Source organism: uncultured Lactobacillus sp. (assembly GCF_948948975.1).
In the GTDB taxonomy this organism is placed as follows: domain Bacteria; phylum Bacillota; class Bacilli; order Lactobacillales; family Lactobacillaceae; genus Lactobacillus.
This window is the reverse complement of the sequence record NZ_CARBVX010000016.1, coordinates 1-18,804: the sequence shown is the minus strand read 5'-3', so window position 1 is coordinate 18,804 and position 18,804 is coordinate 1. Positions and strand designations below refer to the sequence as shown.

The 18,804-nt window shown below is 35.1% G+C and carries 16 protein-coding genes; 3 read left to right on the top strand and 13 right to left on the bottom strand.

Going from position 1 to position 18,804, the window contains the following annotated elements; translation table 11 throughout:
* Positions 1–103 precede the first annotated feature (103 nt).
* Positions 104–784: a cyclic di-AMP binding protein CbpA gene (cbpA, locus tag Q9R40_RS07165; protein ID WP_061400965.1), complete on the top strand. Its 681-nt coding sequence runs from the start codon at positions 104–106 to the stop codon at positions 782–784.
* A gap of 64 nt (positions 785–848) precedes the next feature.
* Here the strand turns inward: cbpA and alr are convergent, their stop codons facing one another.
* From alr to Q9R40_RS07100, 13 genes are all read right to left on the bottom strand, one after another.
* Positions 849–1,979, bottom strand: a complete 1,131-nt coding sequence (alr, locus tag Q9R40_RS07160; protein WP_304677018.1) for an alanine racemase — start codon at positions 1,977–1,979, stop codon at positions 849–851.
* The gene (gene acpS / locus Q9R40_RS07155; RefSeq protein WP_011161458.1) at positions 1,979–2,338 is read right to left on the bottom strand and encodes a holo-ACP synthase; all 360 of its coding nucleotides are present in this window, start codon (positions 2,336–2,338) and stop codon (positions 1,979–1,981) included. Before acpS ends, alr begins: the two co-directional genes overlap by 1 nt.
* 75 nt (positions 2,339–2,413) lie before the next feature.
* Positions 2,414–3,868 (bottom strand): DEAD/DEAH box helicase, encoded by a 1,455-nt coding sequence (locus Q9R40_RS07150; protein ID WP_304677015.1) that lies wholly within the window; start codon positions 3,866–3,868, stop codon positions 2,414–2,416.
* 15 nt (positions 3,869–3,883) lie between these two features.
* Positions 3,884–5,251 (bottom strand): UDP-N-acetylmuramoyl-tripeptide--D-alanyl-D-alanine ligase, encoded by a 1,368-nt coding sequence (gene murF / locus Q9R40_RS07145; RefSeq protein WP_304677014.1) that lies wholly within the window; start codon positions 5,249–5,251, stop codon positions 3,884–3,886.
* 162 nt (positions 5,252–5,413) lie between these two features.
* Complete coding sequence (locus tag Q9R40_RS07140) at positions 5,414–5,665, bottom strand: type B 50S ribosomal protein L31 (protein ID WP_004898881.1); 252 nt, start codon at positions 5,663–5,665, stop codon at positions 5,414–5,416.
* A gap of 116 nt (positions 5,666–5,781) precedes the next feature.
* Positions 5,782–7,380: an APC family permease gene (locus Q9R40_RS07135; protein WP_304677013.1), complete on the bottom strand. Its 1,599-nt coding sequence runs from the start codon at positions 7,378–7,380 to the stop codon at positions 5,782–5,784.
* A gap of 105 nt (positions 7,381–7,485) precedes the next feature.
* Positions 7,486–8,250, bottom strand: coding sequence for an ABC transporter ATP-binding protein (locus Q9R40_RS07130; RefSeq protein ID WP_304677012.1), 765 nt, complete (start codon positions 8,248–8,250; stop codon positions 7,486–7,488).
* Entirely contained in the window at positions 8,243–9,142 is a 900-nt protein-coding gene (locus Q9R40_RS07125) for an ABC transporter permease (protein ID WP_297937910.1), read from the bottom strand. The genes Q9R40_RS07130 and Q9R40_RS07125 overlap by 8 nt, the downstream gene beginning before the upstream one ends.
* Complete coding sequence (trpX, locus tag Q9R40_RS07120) at positions 9,139–10,131, bottom strand: tryptophan ABC transporter substrate-binding protein (RefSeq protein WP_304677011.1); 993 nt, start codon at positions 10,129–10,131, stop codon at positions 9,139–9,141. Before trpX ends, Q9R40_RS07125 begins: the two co-directional genes overlap by 4 nt.
* A gap of 285 nt (positions 10,132–10,416) precedes the next feature.
* The gene (gene glyA, locus Q9R40_RS07115; protein WP_304677010.1) at positions 10,417–11,652 is read right to left on the bottom strand and encodes a serine hydroxymethyltransferase; all 1,236 of its coding nucleotides are present in this window, start codon (positions 11,650–11,652) and stop codon (positions 10,417–10,419) included.
* Between the two features lie 147 nt (positions 11,653–11,799).
* Entirely contained in the window at positions 11,800–13,242 is a 1,443-nt protein-coding gene (gtfA, locus tag Q9R40_RS07110) for a sucrose phosphorylase (protein ID WP_304677009.1), read from the bottom strand.
* Between the two features lie 10 nt (positions 13,243–13,252).
* Positions 13,253–15,451: an alpha-galactosidase gene (locus Q9R40_RS07105; protein WP_304677008.1), complete on the bottom strand. Its 2,199-nt coding sequence runs from the start codon at positions 15,449–15,451 to the stop codon at positions 13,253–13,255.
* Positions 15,435–17,396 carry a PTS sugar transporter subunit IIA gene (locus Q9R40_RS07100; RefSeq protein WP_304677007.1) on the bottom strand — a complete coding sequence of 654 codons (1,962 nt, stop codon included), beginning with the start codon at positions 17,394–17,396 and terminating at the stop codon, positions 15,435–15,437. The genes Q9R40_RS07105 and Q9R40_RS07100 overlap by 17 nt, the downstream gene beginning before the upstream one ends.
* Positions 17,397–17,616: 220 nt before the next feature.
* Here Q9R40_RS07100 and Q9R40_RS07095 point away from each other — a divergent pair, with 220 nt between their 5' ends.
* Positions 17,617–18,444, top strand: a complete 828-nt coding sequence (locus Q9R40_RS07095) for an AraC family ligand binding domain-containing protein (protein WP_297937892.1) — start codon at positions 17,617–17,619, stop codon at positions 18,442–18,444.
* Between the two features lie 77 nt (positions 18,445–18,521).
* On the top strand, positions 18,522–18,804 hold a 283-nt coding region (locus Q9R40_RS07090; protein WP_304677006.1), incomplete at its 3' end, for a C69 family dipeptidase.

The window sequence follows — 18,804 nt, the reverse complement described above, 5'->3', positions numbered from 1 at the left end:
ATGCTCTTTTATTTTCTAAATTAAAGTTGTTTAATCAGACTTTAATTTTTATATAAAACTATGGTATAATGGCTTGTAAATTTCAGATGTATGGAGGCTAATCATGCTAATTAAATCTCTTGTCTATAAAAAAGATTACTTAACTACAGTCAATGAAAAAGCTACTCTTGCCGAAGCATTAAAAATATTAGAAGACTCCGGCTTTCGTTGTGTCCCTATTTTAGATGATACAGGAACTATTTTCCGTGGAAATATTTATAAAATGCACATTTACCGTCATAAATCTCAAGGCGGCGACATGAATTTACCTGTAACTTACTTGCTTAAAAACGCTACTAAAACAATTAAGGTAAATTCACCTTTCTTCCGTGTATTCTTTAACATTAAAGACCTTCCATACATTGCTGTATTGGACGAAGAAAATCATTTCTACGGAATTTTAACTCATGCTCGTTTGCTAGATATGCTTTCTGATGCTTGGAACATCAAAAATGGTTCTTATGTTTTGACAATCCTCTCAGATAATGACCGTGGTAATTTAGTTAAAATGGCAAAAATTATTTCTAAATATAGTAATATTGCTGGTTGTTTAACTTTAGATGTCAAAACTGGTGAATTAGTTCGTCGTAACTTATTTACTCTTCCTATTGGTGTTTCTCGCGAAACTATGACCGCTATCGTCAACCGACTTGAAAAGAAAGGTTTCGTTGTTGCCGAAATTGAAGATCTTCAATCAGGCCTAACAATCCGTAGCGCAGAAAAACCTGGTGAATTAAAAGACTAATTATCTTAATTACTGTAGTTAAAAAAGCTTGCTTAGCCAAAATTGGTTAAACAAGCTTTTATTTTTAATTTTCGTAATATACACGTGGTAAACGATCATTTAATAAGCAAGCCACTTCATAATGAATTGTGTCAACATAATCAGCTGCAGCTTTAATATTATTTTGATCATTAGGATTAGAAGAAATGATAGTTACTTTGGTCCCTACTGGCATCTTTTTAGGCATCTTAACCATAAATTGATCCATACAAATTCGGCCAACAATTAGACAGTATGTATCTCCCACTTTAACTTTGAAACCTTGAAATTTTCTAATAAATCCGTCCGCATAACCAACAGGTACGGTTCCAATAATTGTATCTTCATCTGCAACAAAGGTCGAACCGTATCCAACACCATCACCTTGATGAATTGTCTTAACATGAGTCAATTCACTTTCAAATGACAAGGCAGGTTCTAACTTAATACTTGATTTTAAATCTGGAGAATTAGGATTAGAAGAAGGATTTAAACCATAAATTCCAATACCAAATCTAACTAAATCACTTTTAATTCCGTCATGAAAAATACTTGCTGCCGTATTATCAACATGAATCCACTTTGGCTTTACAGTAAGCAAGCTCTTCATATGATTAAATTTTTCACATTGATGTTTGAAATAAGTTTCATCACTGCTATCAGCAGAAGCAAAATGGGCAAACATTCCTTCAATAAAGAAATTATCGTTATTCTCTAAAAACTCATTAGCAGCAATAAAGTCTGCGTCTTCATTAAATCCGATTCTTCCCATTCCGGAATCAATACCTAAATGAATCTTCAATTGCAAATTTGCATCTTTTAAATACTTCTCTGCTTCTTTAAGCCATTCTAAGTTTGGAACAGTCAATGAGACGTTATTTACAGCAGCAATTGAAGCATATTCAGGAGAAACAACGCCTAAAACTAAAATTGGTTTTGTAATATCTGCACGTCTTAACTCTAATGCTTCATCTAAAATTGCAACGCAAAATCCGGCTGCTCCTACCTTATCTGCCACTCTAGCTACTTCTACTGCACCGTGTCCGTAGCCGTTTGCTTTTACAACGGCAAGCATCTTTTGACCGGGTTCTAGATGCCCCATCTCATTTTTCAGATTTCTTTTAATAGCGCCCAAGTTTACCTTTACTACGGCTGGACGATGAATTCCTGGAACCATTAGTTTAATTCCTCCAAAACTACAACTGTTATAATCTCATGATCATCATGTGTGATACTAGGAAAAATATTTCCAGAAAACTTAGTCGAGGTCATTACTGGATGTCCTAAATCATCCCATAATGTTTCAATATCTTGAAAACCAACATATTTGCCTAATCCAGTCCCCATTGCCTTTGAAAAAGATTCTTTTAAAGAAAAACGTCCACCAAGGTATTCTACCTTGCGCTTTCCTTTTAATTGTTGATATTGCTCAAATTCTTTCGGAGTTAATACCCTTTTAGCAAATTTATCGCCTTTTTCAACTATCTTTTTCATGCGTTCAACTTCAACTGAGTCAATTCCTACGCCTCTAATCATTATTTTCACCTCACACATTGATACATTATATTACAAAAAAGAGCTGTAGCAACTACAGCTCTCCAGTAACAAAAATTAATCTTTTTTCTTTATAACAAACTCGTGCTTGGTACTTGCACGACGAGCATTGGGTTTGCGACGATATCTTTCATTTCGATCTCCGCCACGTTTGAAATTACGTTTAAATTTTCGATTGTTACCATGCTTTGATTTAAATGGTAATGGCTTTTCAGGTGTAATCTTTACTTTTACACTATCGGCATCTTTAGACAAATCCTTTAATAAAGCGGCCACTAAATCAATCGCAGAATAGTCGTCAAGCAGTTGAGATGCCTCTTCAGTATATTTAGAAAGATCGCTATCGAGCAATTCTGCTACCTTTTTATTAGCTGCACTTAATTGACCCTTAAATGCTTCTTCATCTGTTGGTGGCTTAAGTGGCATCATCTTTTTATGCGTCAATTGTTCTATAGTACGCATATAGCCAATTTCATTTGGAGTAACAAAAGTTACAGACATTCCGTTCTGACCAGCACGTCCAGTTCTACCAATACGGTGAACATAAGAATCTGGATCCTGAGGAATATCATAGTTATAAACATGACTAACCCCAGAAATATCTAGTCCCCGGGCTGCCACATCGGTTGCAACTAAAATATCAAGCTTACCTTTTCGGAATCTCTTTAACACGCTCATTCGCTTAGCTTGAGAAAGATCACCATGAATTCCAGCTGCATTATAACCACGTGCTTGCAGCCCACGTGTTAGTTCATCAACACGTCTCTTAGTTCTACCAAAAATAACAGCTAGGTCAGGATTTTGAACGTCAATTAAACGACACAAAATATCAAATTTTTCATTTTCTTTTGCTCTCACAAAATACTGATCAATTAAATTAGCAGTTAATTCTTTTCCTTTGATTTTTACAATCTCAGGATCATTCATGAATTTTTCGCCAATTCGTAAAATTGGCTTTGGCATTGTAGCAGAGAAAAGTAATGTTTGATGTTTACTTGAGGCATACTTCAAAATGCTTTCAATATCTTGAATAAATCCCATATCAAGCATTTCATCTGCTTCATCTAAAACAATTGTTTTAACTTTAGAAATATCAATTGTGCCACGTTTTAAATGGTCAAGTAAACGTCCAGGCGTTCCTACCAAAATTGCTGGAGTTTGTTTTAAAGCACGAATTTGACGTCGAATATCGGCACCGCCATAAACTACTTGAACGCGAGCTTTTTCATCACGACCTAAACGGAACAACTCTTCTTGAGTTTGAATAGCCAATTCACGAGTAGGTTCAATAATAATTGCTTGAATTGAATCGTGTTGCTTATCTAAGTTCTGTAAAATTGGCAAACCAAAAGCAGCAGTTTTACCAGTACCTGTCTGGGCTTGACCAATTACATCTTTTTCCTCCAAAACTAGGGGAATGGTTTTTTCTTGAATTGGTGTAGCTTCTTCAAAACCTGAACGCTTAATAGCTTTTAAAATTTCAGGTTTTAAGTTCATTTCAGAAAATTTCAAATATCTAATTCCTTCCTACATGAGACGGTCTAAGACCTTTTCTAAATGCATCCCATGTGATCCCTTTAGCATTACAATATCAGCTGGCTTAATATCATTCTTTAAGTCATCAATCATATGATTCATTTGATCTTGTGGATAATAGTGCAAGTTTTCTGCTGGGTACTTATCAACAAGAGCATCATATAAGTTTTTCATTTCTGGCCCATATAAATATAGTTCATTGATAATTGCTGGATCGAAGCTAGTGGCAAGAGACGCATGAAGATCAGCTGATTCATCCCCAAGCTCTAACATATCACCTAAGACAGCAATTCTGCGTCCACCATCTTCCACCATTACTTGTCCAAACGAAGTCGTAACAGCCTTAACTGCAGTTGGATTTGAGTTGTAGACGTCATCCATAATTGCTTCGCCTACATCTCCTTTCTTCCATTGCATTCTATTTGCTGTTGGAGTGAAGTTAGCTAAAGCTTGGGCAATTTGTTCATCATTTTCACCAAAATGGCGTCCTACACTAATGGCTGCAAGAGCATTAGAGACATTATGTTTTCCAATCATTGGAATTTTAAATTGTTGTGTTGAACCATTTACTTCAAAAGTAGCATGATGCATGTAAGATCTAAATGTAGTTGCAAAAACAGTATCTTCTTCTCTAAAACCAAAAGTACTCTTTTCTTGTTTAATCTTAGCTGCACGCTCTTCTAATAAAGGTTCATCGCCATTGTAAATAAACTTACCATCTTCCTTTAAGAAGTCAGTAACTTCCATTTTAGCGTCTGCAATCTTATCTCTAGTACCGAAGAACTCAATATGAGCTTCACCAATCATTGTGATGACACAAACATCTGGTCTTACTAATTCACTTAAATGGTGTAATTGTCCCGGACGATCCATCCCCATCTCAAGAACTAAAATTTCAGTAGATGGTTTCATATCTAAAATAGTTACAGGTACCCCAATTTCGTTATTAAAGTTAGCCTGTGTCTTATGCACATTAAATCTTTTTGATAAAACAGCTGCAACCATATCCTTAGTTGTAGTTTTACCATTAGATCCAGTAATCCCAACAACAGTTGGATTAACTTTACCTAAGTAATATTTAGCTAAATTTTGAAGTGCAGTTAGCGGATCTTCCACTTCAATAACTGGCACATCAGTAGGCATACCCTCATGGCCTTTTTTCCAAAGAGTTGCTTCTGCTCCGTTTGCCATTGCATTAGATACAAAATCATGTCCATCCCTTGCACCATCTAAGGGAATAAACAAAGAATTGGGAGTTGCTTTTCTTGAGTCAAAAACAACAGATGTAATGACCTTGTCTTCTCCCATATTAACTGAACTATTTAATGCTTTAGCGATCTCAGCAAGTTGCATTTTCATAATAAATAAATTACTCCTACCTAAAATTGCATGTACTCCTATTATACTGACTTATCGCAGTCAGAAAAAGGTCTCACGCATATCAATAAGAATTATACCACGTTAAGCATAAAAAAAGAGCAGTCCAAAGTGGGCTGCTCTTTTGGTAAAAACCAAGAATTATTAGTTCTTTGAAGACATACCGTACTTCTTGTTGAATTTTTCGATACGACCATCTGCTTGTGCAAACTTTTGCTTGCCAGTGTAGAATGGGTGAGAATCTGAAGAAATTTCAACACGAACTAATGGGTAAGTCTTACCTTCGAATTCAATTGTTTCTTCTGGTTTTAAAGTAGAACCAGCTACGAACTTAGCACCAGTTGCTGAGTCCATGAAAACAACTTCTTGGTAATCTGGATGAATCCCTTTTCTCATTGTTTAATACTCCTTTGCCATGACCAATATTTCAGATCATAGATTATTTTACGACTAGTTAAGGATAGCACCTTTCTAACTATAATTCAAGCTAATTTATACTAGTGTACTTAATTCTAGTCATTCTTAAGCTTAATTTTTTCGTTTACTTTTATCGCTGCCGGATCAACTTTTTCTAGTCCTGTATCAATTGCAACTCTATAGAAGATCAAGGAAACAATTGCAATTACCAGAAAATCCCAAGGATACTTAATCCAGTTTTGTCCTCCAAAGCCGTCGCTACCACAATAAGACATAATAGAAATAAATACTAAATACCCTAAAAGCCAAGCAGCATGCTTAAACTGCGATTTAAAATCTTTCTTTTGATATTTAACTTCATAATAGAAATAAATTGGAATTCCCACAAGAATAACCAGAATAACTTGAATTGTTGTTGGCCACATCGTCCAATAAATAGCTAAACTAGTTAATACAAAAGTTAAAGGAGCAAACCAGCGCATATAATTAGGTTTATATGGTCTTTCCAAATCTGGTGCTATTTTTCTCAAAGTAATAGTAGTAACTGGACCAGTTAAATAAGCAATCAAAGTTGCACAAGTAATTACCGTTGCAAGTAAATCCCAGTTTCTAAAGACACTTACTAAAATCATTGCTAAAATCAAATCCGCAATCATCGCAAAACGAGGCACCAGATAACGTCTATTAAGTCTCCCTAACCACGCTGGTAAGTGTTTTGTATATGTCATTGCAGCAAGTGCTCTTGATGCTGTTGCAACAAAAGCCACTCCAGTACCAAAAGGTGAAACAAAAGCATCCATATAAAGTAAAATTACAAGCCAATTAATTCCTAAAAGGATTGCAATATCTGCAAATGGGGACGCAAAATTAATTCCATGCCAGGAGTTCTTAGCAAGCATTGCCGGATCAACCGCTCCAATAAAGGCTACTTGAAGCAGAATATAAATTGCGGCTGTCACAAACATGGAAATTAAAACTCCACGAATAATATTCTTTCGCGGATTCTTTAATTCACCACCAATATTAATTACTGTCTGAAATGCGTCATAAGACATAATGATACCAGCACCAGAAGCTGCTTCAAAAATTGCTCTACTTCCATAAGGCATAAATGTTTTTACATCGTGACCAAAGTTAGCAGGATGAAAACTAGATGCAAACAGCATAATGATTGTTATCGTAGGCAAGAGTACTTTAAAAACAGAGATCAAATTAGTAAAGTGGGTCATGATTTTAATTGACCAGAAGTTAATTAAAGTAAAAATAATCATGAACACGAATACCAATAACAGCCCCGGTGTAGTTATATTTCCATCTTGCATAAAGTGATGCGTCCAGTTTGCCCACTTCCAGGGCCAAGAACTCATATATTGAACGGCCGCAACTGCCTCCATTGGCACCAAAGTTACCAGCGAAATCCAATTTGCCCAAGCAGCGATAAAACCAAGCATAGGACCGTGGCTATATTGAGCATATTTGCTCATTCCCCCACTTTCAGGAAACATAGTTCCTAGCTCAACATAGGTCAAGGCAATTGCAATAATAATAACTGCACCAATAATCCAAGATAAGATAGCCGCTGGGCCGGCAATTTTTGCTGCCGAGCCTGAACCAAAAAGCCATCCGGATCCAATCAACGAATTAAGGGCTAGCATTATTGCTGAAAATAAACTTATTTTGTGTCCCTTATTCACATCTCTTCCATCCCTTCTTTATAAAAAATTAAATCTATACTTAAAACAATTAAAAATTATTTTAACTAAAAAACCTAGAGCCGACAACCAGCCCTAGGTTTTAGATTAGTCTTCAAAATAGCTATAAAGATCACTTACTTTTAAATTTATTTTTTCTTCTTCACTAATATCTGCTTTAACTTTACCATCCTTTAACACTAAAAGACGATTTCCATATTTTAAAGCATCCTCCATGTGATGCGTAATCATTAAGGCAGTTAATTTATTTTCTTTAATTTGCTTATCAGTTACTGCTAGTAGATTTTCACTAGTATGAGGATCTAAAGCTGCTGTATGCTCATCTAATAATAAAATATCAGGCTTTTCTATTGTAGCCATCAAGAAGCTCAAAGCTTGTCTTTGTCCTCCAGATAAGCCCTCCACAAATGTATTTAACCGATTCTCTAAGCCATTATTCATAACTGCAGCTAGTTTTTTAAAACGAGGTAAGTTCTGCTTAAGTCTTCTAATCTTTAAAAATCTTCTCTTTCCCCGTTTTGTTGCCAGTAATAAATTTTCTGCCACAGTCATTCGCGGAGCAGTTCCCATCTTAGGATCTTGAAAAACTCGTCCAATAAATTGCGTCCGCTTTTCTTCACTTATTTTAGTAATATCTTGACCATTATGTCTAAGAATACCACTATCAGGTTTTAAACTGCCCGCAATCGTATTAAAAAGTGTAGATTTACCCGCTCCATTTGTCCCAATTATAGTAATAAAATCCCCAGATCTAATTTCTAAATTAATTCCCTTTAAGATTGGAACAATTTCACCATCAGCTGTTTTAACAGTTGTTTTGACATCTTTTAATTCTAAAATTGGCTTAGTCATGCTTTTTCACACCTCTTTCTACTGGCTTTTTCAAATGTAAAACTTTTTCTAATTGTGGAAGCATCATACATAGAGCTAAGACAATTGAAGAGATCAAGTTTAAATCATTAGCTGAAAATCCAAGTTGCAGCACAGCGAGTAAAATCAAACGATAGATAATACTACCTAAAGTTACGGCTACTAAACGCTGATTTAAGGTCAATTCTCCAAAAGCTACCTCACCAATAATAATTGAAGCTAAAGCAATAACAATGGTTCCAATTCCCATATTAATATCAGCGTAGCCATTATTTTGCGCAATTAATGCCCCACATAGGGCAACTATTCCATTTGATAGCATTAATCCGATAATTACCATAAAATCTGTATGAATTCCTAATGATTTAGCCATGCTTGGATTATCTCCGGTAGCAATAAAAGCTTGCCCAAAATCTGTATTTAAAAAGAAAATTAAGATTCCCGTAATTACTATTACAACTACAATACCTAAAACAACACTGTTAAAATATTGAGGTAATTTTTCTAAAAATTCATTGTTGAGTAAAGTTTTTTTACCAATCAGTGAAATATTAGAACCACCCATAATTCGCAAATTAATCGAATAAATTGCCGTCATTGTTAAAATACCGGCAAGTAGAATTGGAATTTTTCCTTTTGTGTATAATAATCCCGTTACTAAACCTGCTGTCATTCCAGCTAAAAATGCTAGGAAAGTAGCTAAATACGGGGACATTCCATGTGAGATATTAGCTACTGCAACAGCTGCCCCCAATGGGAAGGTTCCCTCTACTGTCATATCGGCAAAATTCAAAATTCTAAATGTCAAATATAATCCTAAGCCAAGCAAAGCCCATAGCAAACCCTGGCCAATAGCAGATACGATCAAGTTCATCTATATACAACTCCTTTTTTCTGACATTCTTCTAAAAATCTTTGCGGTACTTGAAGATTTAATTCTCTGGCTTCTTTTAAATTAACAATTGGTTCTCCCTTTTTCACTCTCTCAACTGGTAAAGAACTAACTTTTTTCCCCTGTAAAATTGCAATAGTCATCTTTCCAGTCATTTTTCCTAGCTCATATTGATTAACGCTATAAGTTGCCAAACCACCTTGTTTTACCATAGTAGCCGCGGCAGGGAAAATTGGCTTTTTAGCAGCATTACCATTCTTAACTAATGTTTCCATCGCTCCAGCAATTGTGTTATCAGTAGGTACAATGACCGCATCTACCTGACTAAACATCTGCTCTGAAACTTGATTAAGGTCATTACTATTTGCAATTGAGAAAGATTTTAAATTTATTTTTCTTTTTTTACATTCACGCTCAATCTCGTGAAAGCCACTAACTGCAGAAGAATCACTAGAAGTATAAATTACCCCTAAAGTTTTTAAATTGGGTAAAAACTCTCTAATTAAATCTAGTTGTTGTCTAATTGGAGCAGCATCTGATACCCCAGTAATATTTTTTTCGGGATGTTTTTCATTCTTTACCAACCCACTATTTTTTGGACTTGTTACAGCACCTAAAACTATTGGAATCTTATTTGTTGTATTCGCCAATGCTTGCGCAGCCGGGGTAGTAATTCCAACTAATACTCTTGATTGCTCGTCAGTTAATTTAGTTGCCATCGTACGTAAATTACTCTGATCATTATTTGCATTTTGATAGTCAATTTTGATATTTTTTCCATTTACGTAGCCTTCCTCTTTCAATTCATCTCGAAAGCCGCGATATATCTCATCAAGAGCTGGGTGACGCATCAAAGTTAATACACCAACTCGAGGAATTTTATTATTTTCTTCTTTTTGTTTATTCTCTCCAAAAAAAGCTATGGTTAAAAAAGCTACTAAAATTACAATTAATCCATACATTCTTTTCATAATTTTTCTCCAAAAAAATAGGAATCTACTTTTACATGCAGATTCCTGTTACTTTTTTATCACAAAAAGAAAAAGGTCTGCATGTTACTCCATGCAGACCACAATAAATACACAGCCAGCACAGATACAATCTGAATCTTTCAGGTTGCATCTTGCTTAACAACCTGATTTACTGGCCTTGCCAACGATTATTTTTCATAAACTTAGCTTGTGTATTCATCATTAACTACTCCTTAAAAAATTTAATTATATTGTAATTGGCTTATATTTTTCTGTCAATAGCTTTTATTTAATTGGATATCTCTGAATTAACCCCTTAACTCTTTCTCTTGCCTGAGCTAGGACTCCTGCATCTTCAGGATTATCCAAAACTTCAATAATTATTTTAGCAACTTCTTTAGCATCAGATTCCTTAAAGCCCCGACTAGTTATTGCTGGTGTTCCAATTCTCAATCCACTAGTAATAAATGGACTTCGTTTATCGCCAGGAATAGATTCTTTGTTAGTCGTAATATTCACAGAGTCTAGTAAATTTTGGGCATCTTTTCCTGTTACGCCGGTCTTGGTAATATCAATAATCATCAAGTGATTATCAGTTCCACCTGAAACCACGCGAATATTTTTGCTATTTTTAAATTCTTCAGCCATGGCTTTTGAATTCTTAATTACTTGATCAATGTATTGAGTAAATTCTGGCTGTAAATCTTCATAAAAAGTTTGCGCCTTTGCAGCAATAACATGCTCTAGTGGGCCACCTTGCGTTCCTGGAAAGAGAGCCGAATCAATTTTCTTCCCTAATTCTTTATTGTTAGATAGAATCATTCCTCCACGCGGACCACGCAAAGTTTTATGTGTAGTTGTTGTAACAACGTCAGCTATAGGAACTGGGCTCGGATGTGCTCCCGTTGCAACTAAACCTGCAATATGCGCCATATCAACCATTAGGTAGGCGCCAACTTCATCCGCAATCTCACGAAACTTCTGCCAATCAATAATTCTGCTATAAGCAGAAGCACCAGCAATAATTAATTTTGGCTTCTTCTCTATAGCAATCTGTCTAATTCGATCAAAATCCAATTCTTCAGTTTCAGAATTTAAGTCATAAGTAATAGAATTAAAAATTTTTCCTGAAAAGTTAACCTTTGAACCATGCGTAAGATGACCGCCAGCATCCATACCCATCCCTAAAATCGTATCTCCTGGCTTTAGCAAAGCATTATAAACTGTCATGTTTGCTTGGGAACCAGAATGAGGCTGAACATTGGCATATTCTGCATTAAATAATTTTTTGGCATAGTCAATTGCCAATTGTTCTACCTTATCAATATATTGACAGCCACCATAGTATCTTTTCCCGGGATATCCTTCTGCATATTTATTTGTTAGAACAGATCCTTGTGCTTCTCGGACAGCATCGGAAACAATATTTTCTGATGCAATTAATTCAATTGTATCTTCTTGTCTTTTCTCTTCACTTTTAATTGCATCCCAAAGTGCAGGTGATTTTTCTCCATAATTCATCTATATGATTCCTCCCATGCTTGCAGAATTTTTTCATTAATCAAATTATACCTTATATTGTCTATAAACTTAGTTTCTAGATCTGCTTCAAAAAAAGAATTAAGCAATTTCTACCTAATTCTTCTTCAAAAATATTTATAGTTTGTATTAAAAAGCCATCTCTCGCCCATTCACTAACACTTTATAAGCTAAGGTTTCTAAGTTTGCACGTAATTCTGCTTTTCGTGTTTTGTCCTGATTCAAACGGATAATGTGAATTTCATTTTCAGTAGGAGTAGTAACTTCAATACTTCCATTCAAATCAAATGCCGCTTCATTATTTCTAAATCTTAATAAGTTAATTAAAGAACTAACAACGGGACGTTGAACTTCTTCATGAATTTCTTCACGACCATAATAATGACGATTAATATTTCGACCTTCTTTTGTCTTTTCAAGAAGTTGAATATCATTTTTACCAGCAAGCATTCCAACATAATAGACTTGGGGAATTCCAGGTGCAAATACTTGTAAAAGTCGAGCCATAAAGTATTTTTTATCATCATCACCAAGTGCAGAGTAGAAAGTAGAGTTTATTTGATAAATATCGAGGTTATGATATTCCGCACTTGAGTATTTCTTTTTAACATTAGCGCCGACCTTATACAATTCATTGCTTGTGTATTCTATCTCATTCGGAGTTAAGATATCACGAGCATCTACTACACCAATTCCATCATGAGTATCTAATGTCGTAAACTGCTTCATTGGACTCTTTTTTAGCCATGAAGCAAGACGCTGACTTTTACCACTATATAGTGAATAAAGCACCACCATTGGTAAGGCAAAATCATAAATAAAGTAACCGTGTTTTGCAATCTTAAATGGCATTGAATAGTGTTCATGAATTTCAGGCAAAATTAGCGCGCCTTTAGCTGAAATATCATCTTGAACTTCTTTCAATAGATCCCAAATTTCTGGTTCTACGAAAAAGTCATTAGTATCTAGCTTCTTAACAGCATAAGCAAACGCATCTAGTCGAATGATGTCACTGCCATGATCAATTAAATTATTTAAAGTCTGCTTAATAAACTGTTTAGTTACATCTTTGCGAACATCAAGATCAATTTGCTCTTCACCGAAAGTATTCCAGAGTTTTTCCTTACTTCCATCCGCAAAAGTAATTTCCTGATATGGAGCATGATCTTTTCTCTTGTAAATAAGGTCAATATCTTTTTGTGTTGGTCGATTCTTAGGCCAGAACTTATCCCAACTCAAAAATAAATCAGCATATGGACTTTGATCCTTATTTTTTTGAAAGTCACGGTAATATTTAGACTGGCGAGAAATATGATTAATCATAAAATCAAACATAAGGTAGTAGTCTTCGCCTAACTTTTCGACATCAGACCAATCTCCAAATTGAGGATCAACCATTGAATAATCTGTTGGAGCAAATCCGCGGTCACCAGTTGAGGGAAAGAATGGTAACAAATGAACTCCTCCAACAGCACCTTTTAAATCTGTGTGTAGTACTTCATCTAAATCTTTAATATTTTTACCTAAACTATCTGGATAGGTTATGAGCATTACTTTATTTGAAATTGCCATTACTATATTCCTAATCTATTGCTTTAAAGTGATAAATATAGGCCTTGAAATCACCGTGTTCAACTGGATCATAAATTCCTAAATTCATCAATTCATCTCCGCCGTATACTTCATGAGTATTTTGATCTTCATAGTACTTTTCTGGATCAAGTCCAACCATTTTAGTCTTAGTTAAATACGGTTGAGCACTTGCCATTACTTTAACTACTGACAAAACAGCTTCATTTTTATCTTTTGAGACCGTTTCCCAAGCACATTGATTACTAGTTTGAGTAGACTTTAAGCGGTAAAAAGTCCCATATTGGGTAACTTCTCTAATTTTTTTATATTCTGCCACCTGCTCTTTAACTGCTTGACGATCCTCTTTGCTCATCTTAGTTAAATCAAGTTCATAACCTAAATCACCCCACATTGCTACAATTCCACGTGTCTTAAATGGTGTAATTCGACCATTTTGTTCATTTGGACTAACTGAAACATGAGAAGTCATCATTGATTGTGGATAAGCTAAACTAGTGCCATATTGAATACTTAATCTATCAATTGCATCACTATCATCGCTAGCCCAAATCTGTGGATTGTAATATGCCATACCAGCATCGAAGCGCCCACCACCACCAGAACAGCCTTCAATTAATAGGTTTGGATAAGTATCAACTAGCCTTTCAAGCAGATCATAAAGTCCTAAGACATAACGATGGTAAGTTTCTCCCTGTCTTGCAGCTGGCAAATCTGCTTCATAAATATCTGACAAGTGACGATTCATATCCCATTTAATGTAATCAATCTTACCTGATTCAAGAATCTTATTCATTTGCTCAAATATGTTGTCACGAACTTCTTTTCTACCTAAATCCAGAACATATTGATTACGAGATGGACTTGGAGTTCTTCCTGGAACATGCATTAAATAGTCAGGATGCTCTCTATATAAGTTTGAATCCATTGAGATCATTTCTGGCTCAAACCAAAGGCCAAATTTTAACCCTTGGTCATGGACATAATTAGCAAAATGATCTAATCCATGCGGGAATTTCTTTTCAAAAACACTCCAATCTCCTAGTGAAGAATTATCATCATCACGATGACCAAACCAACCATCATCAAGGACAAACATTTCAATACCCATTTCTTTGGCATCATCTACAATTGGTTTTAATTTTTCTTCATCAAAGTCGAAGTAAGTTGCTTCCCAATTATTTACTAAAATTGGCCGAACTTGATCTTTGTACTTACTACGAATAATCCGATCATGAATCAAGCTATGAAATGCTTGGCTCATCTTATTTAAACCTTGATTAGAATAAGTCATTAAGACTTCTGGCGTTTGGAAGCTATCTTTTGGCTTCAACTCCCAATTAAAGTTAAAATTATTAATGCCAATATTGACGTGAGTTTGAGCAAATTGGTCTTTTTCCACTTCAAACTTGTGATTACCAGAGTAAACGAAGACAAATCCGTAAGCATCCCCAGCAAATTCGGTTGTATCAGGATCAACTAATGCCATAAATGGATTCATTTGATGACTAGAAGTGCCGCGATGGCTTGAATAAACATGAATACCTTGATTGATTTTGCTACGTTCTACTCGTCTTTCATGTGCATGCGCACCAGGTAAAGTAATTGATTCAAAGTCACGATCAACAAAATCAATTTGCATTGAAGCAACTTTTTCAATATTAACTGTATCTTCACCATTATTAACAACTTTTACTGAACGGGTAATTACTGGATAATCACGATAAATTGTATAAGCTAATTCAAATTTAATTTTGCTCTTTTCATCAAGTAAATTGATAATTAAAGTTTCAGCTTCATCATTATTTTCAACAAAGGAATGTGGCAATCCTGCTAAATCGGGCTTTCCGGCCACAATTTTATAACCATGGTAAGTTAAAAATAATGCGTTAGATCCATCCTTTTGGCGAACTACTGCTGCTGGAGTATGGTAATCCATTTCACCAGCTGTACTGTATTCTTTTGGTAAAGAATCACGTGAAAAAGTTCTATCTAGTGAGCCCGGTAAATTACCAGAAAAGCCTCGGTCTACTCGCGGATAGCGTAATTGCCCATGATATTGTTTAATTGTTTTACCAAAATACACGTGAGCAAGTGTATTTCCATCTTCAACTGCTAATAAGTATGAAATTTGATCATTATGTAAATGAAAAACTTTATTTTTTTTATCAAAATTAATTAGTTGGTTCAACTTCTCCGCCTCCTAATACTGGTTCTTCTTTTTTTACTTTTAATTCTAAAATATTATCTTCTGCTTGTACGGCTTGACCAGCTTTCGCCACTAAGTCAATATCTGCAAACTTATCAGAATTTGTTACTATTACAATAACCGTGTCATCTAGACCAGCCTTTTTAATAGTGGGGTCCCAGAATTCAATTAATTCTTGACCCTTCTTTACTCTTTGCCCCTGTTCAACATATGATACAAATCCAGTCCCCTTTAGTTCTACCGTTCCAAGTCCAATATGAATTAGTAGAACTACTCCGTTATCACCAACTAGTCCAACTGCATGTCTTGTAGTAAAGACCTGTCTAACTGTTGCATCAAATGGAGCCAGGACCTTTCCATCACTTGGCTTAATTGCAAAGCCTTGCCCAACTGACCCAGATGAGAATGTTTTGTCATTAACCTGGTTTAAATTTATCAATTCACCAGAAATTGGAGTGGCAATGAGGACATCACTATCAACATCATTATCACTATCCTTATCAAATTTCTTGCCCCAGGTCTTTTCAAGCTCAGCTACGATTTCTGCATGTTTCTTTTCACTTAAAATAACTTTACCTGCAAAAATTAAAATGGCAATTACAAGCATAACAGCAGGTACAGCGAACATCATTATTTTAAAATTAAGCTTACCAGCTGCTGTAATTGAAGAAGCAGTAGCACCAGTAGTCATCCCAGCCATAATCGCAATTTGACCAACAACACCATTTGAAACGGCACCGCCAAACTTATCAATTAATGGACGAACAGACAACGCAAGTGATTCGTCACGATGCCCAAGTTTTAACTGACCATATTCAACTGAGTCAGTAATAACCATTAAAACGATTAAGAATACCATTGGTTGTGGAAAGCCAAAAATTGAGGCAGCAAGCAAAACCAGTGGTAAATTACTTCCAGCTACTGCAAATAATCCCATTCCACAAAGCATTACAGCTAAACAAGAAGTAAAGAGTGCCTTACGACTCATTTTTTTAGATAAAAGTGGAAATAATGATGTCGAAATAATTCCTAAGAATACATTAATCGTTGAAAAAATAGAAAATGCTTTTGGCATTCCCATAATATATGTAAAATAGTAAACCTCAAGAGATCCAGTAATATTAATTGCAACCCCATAGAATAAGTATGCAAGTGCAACCCACATTAATTGATCATTACCTGATAAAGCTTTAAAAATACCAATAATTCCCTTAGTATCTTTCTTATTTTTACGAATATCGCTGTTAACTTCTCTAGTAAATAAACCAACACACCATGCAGAAACAAATGCAATTGAGCAAATAATTGCTGCAAAAATGAACCAACCACGATCATCCCCCGTAGAAGTTGGACGGGCTGAGAAGTAGATAACAGCTGGCATAACTAGAATTCCAACTAATCCACCACCAATAGTAGATCCTACACGAGCATAAGTAGCAGTTTTTTCTCGTTCTCTAGAATTCGTTGTTAAAGATGGAAGCATTGACCAAAAGCCAACATCTTTAAATGAATAAAAGATATCCATTGTGATGTATAGAACTGCAAAAACAATCATGTATAAGATTGCATTCTTTTGGTAAAGTCCGCCTAAGTTAGTGAACAATATCAATAAAATCACAGCTGAAATGCTACCACCAACTACAACCCATGGTCTAAAATGGCCCCACCGGGTCTTAGTTCTGTCAATTGCATTTCCAATAAATGGATCAATAAATAATTCAACAATTCTTAACACCATGATAATCAATGTAACCATACTGATCATTCTGGCATCTTCAGCCGCATTACCTGTATTAAATAAATGCGAGGTAATAAACATAATTAAATATCCTGATAGTAATCCATAAAATGAATCATTACCAAATGCACCAAAACTGTATGCTAGTCTAGCACCCAGTGACATTTTTCCCTGATCTTTATCTTTCATAATCTTCCCTCTTTTATTTTTTGTATTCGCTTTCAACAATATTTATTATGCAGAATGTATGCGCTTTATAAAATAGCTAGATTAAGTCAGATTATGTCAATTTGTTTTTAATCATAATGATATGTTTTACCGTAAAAATGGTATCATTATAAGTACTAAATATATTTTTGAAAACATATATCCATCATTAACATGGGAATTTGATAAGAGGATAAGAGCAATGAATGGTGAATATCATACATTAAACAATCACAGTATTGAGACTAAAGTTTTATTTTTTGGACAAGAAAATTGTCCTCCAAACTACTTTTTCAAGGGTAATAATGTCCGTAACAACTATGTCATTCACTATATTCAATCAGGTAAAGGAACCTTTTCGGTAGCTAATCACCATGCTGTGAGCTTAAAAGCTGGCGATATTTTCCTTCTTCCAAAGGATATACCTTGTTTTTATCAAGCTGACGGCACTGAACCCTGGTCATACTTCTGGATTGGTTTTTCAGGTGTAAAAATCAAGGGATTACTAGACAATTCTAAGTTGACTAAAAAATATTATTTACGTCAGCTTCAAACAAGTGAAACTTACGAAAGCCTAAAACAACTTTTCGATTCACTTCACTACCGTAGTTCCCTTGCTAGCGATGTATTAATTGAGTCATTAATCTATACATTCTTTTACCACTTAATCACCGAATATCCTGCTGAATTAAATTCTAAAGCTAAAAACTCTAATGAAGAATTGCGTCTAGCGGTTAATTATTTAGAACAAAATTCTGCTAATTCTACTTGTACAATTAGTGCTCTATGTAATGATCTCGACCTATCTCGAAGCTACTTATACAGCATTTTTAAGAAAAATCTGAACCTTTCTCCACAAGCATTTCTTACCCAATTACGGATGGAAAAAGCGAAAGAAAAACTATTAAACAGTAATTACGCTATTCAGCAAATTGCAAATATTACCGGGTATACGGATGCCTTTACTTTTTCAAAAGCTTTTAAACGCTATACTGGCCTTAGTCCCAAATACTATCGAGAAAAGCATTAACTAGTGCCAGATTATTTCCTAAGACCTTACATTTTCGCGTACAATAGTAAGTAAAGAATTCAGAAAGGATTTTATTTATGAAACCAACCGAATGTACTACTATCTTAGTCGGAAAAGATGCAACTATTGATGGTTCAACAATGATCGCCCGTAGTGAAGATGGCGGTCGCACTATTATTCCGGAGCGATTTGATGTAGTAATGCCAGCTGATCAACCTAAACACTACGAAAGTGTAATTAGTCACCAAAAGATCGACGATGAAGATCTTCTCCCTAATCCTCTTCGCTATACTAGTGCACCTGACGCATCAGGTGAAAATGGAATTTGGGCTGCTGCTGGTATTAATTCAGATAATATTG

Excerpts from the sequence above, each read along its gene's own strand:
- gtfA (WP_304677009.1), bottom strand. The coding sequence starts at position 13,242 with ATGGCAATTTCAAATAAAGTAATGCTCATAACCTATCCAGATAGTTTA.
- cbpA (WP_061400965.1), top strand. The coding sequence starts at position 104 with ATGCTAATTAAATCTCTTGTCTATAAAAAAGATTACTTAACTACAGTC.
- glyA (WP_304677010.1), bottom strand. The coding sequence starts at position 11,652 with ATGAATTATGGAGAAAAATCACCTGCACTTTGGGATGCAATTAAAAGT.
- Q9R40_RS07130 (WP_304677012.1), bottom strand. The coding sequence starts at position 8,250 with ATGACTAAGCCAATTTTAGAATTAAAAGATGTCAAAACAACTGTTAAA.
- Q9R40_RS07140 (WP_004898881.1), bottom strand. The coding sequence starts at position 5,665 with ATGAGAAAAGGGATTCATCCAGATTACCAAGAAGTTGTTTTCATGGAC.
- trpX (WP_304677011.1), bottom strand. The coding sequence starts at position 10,131 with ATGAAAAGAATGTATGGATTAATTGTAATTTTAGTAGCTTTTTTAACC.
- Q9R40_RS07125 (WP_297937910.1), bottom strand. The coding sequence starts at position 9,142 with ATGAACTTGATCGTATCTGCTATTGGCCAGGGTTTGCTATGGGCTTTG.
- murF (WP_304677014.1), bottom strand. The coding sequence starts at position 5,251 with ATGAAAATGCAACTTGCTGAGATCGCTAAAGCATTAAATAGTTCAGTT.
- Q9R40_RS07100 (WP_304677007.1), bottom strand. The coding sequence starts at position 17,396 with ATGAAAGATAAAGATCAGGGAAAAATGTCACTGGGTGCTAGACTAGCA.
- Q9R40_RS07095 (WP_297937892.1), top strand. The coding sequence starts at position 17,617 with ATGAATGGTGAATATCATACATTAAACAATCACAGTATTGAGACTAAA.
- acpS (WP_011161458.1), bottom strand. The coding sequence starts at position 2,338 with ATGATTAGAGGCGTAGGAATTGACTCAGTTGAAGTTGAACGCATGAAA.
- alr (WP_304677018.1), bottom strand. The coding sequence starts at position 1,979 with ATGGTTCCAGGAATTCATCGTCCAGCCGTAGTAAAGGTAAACTTGGGC.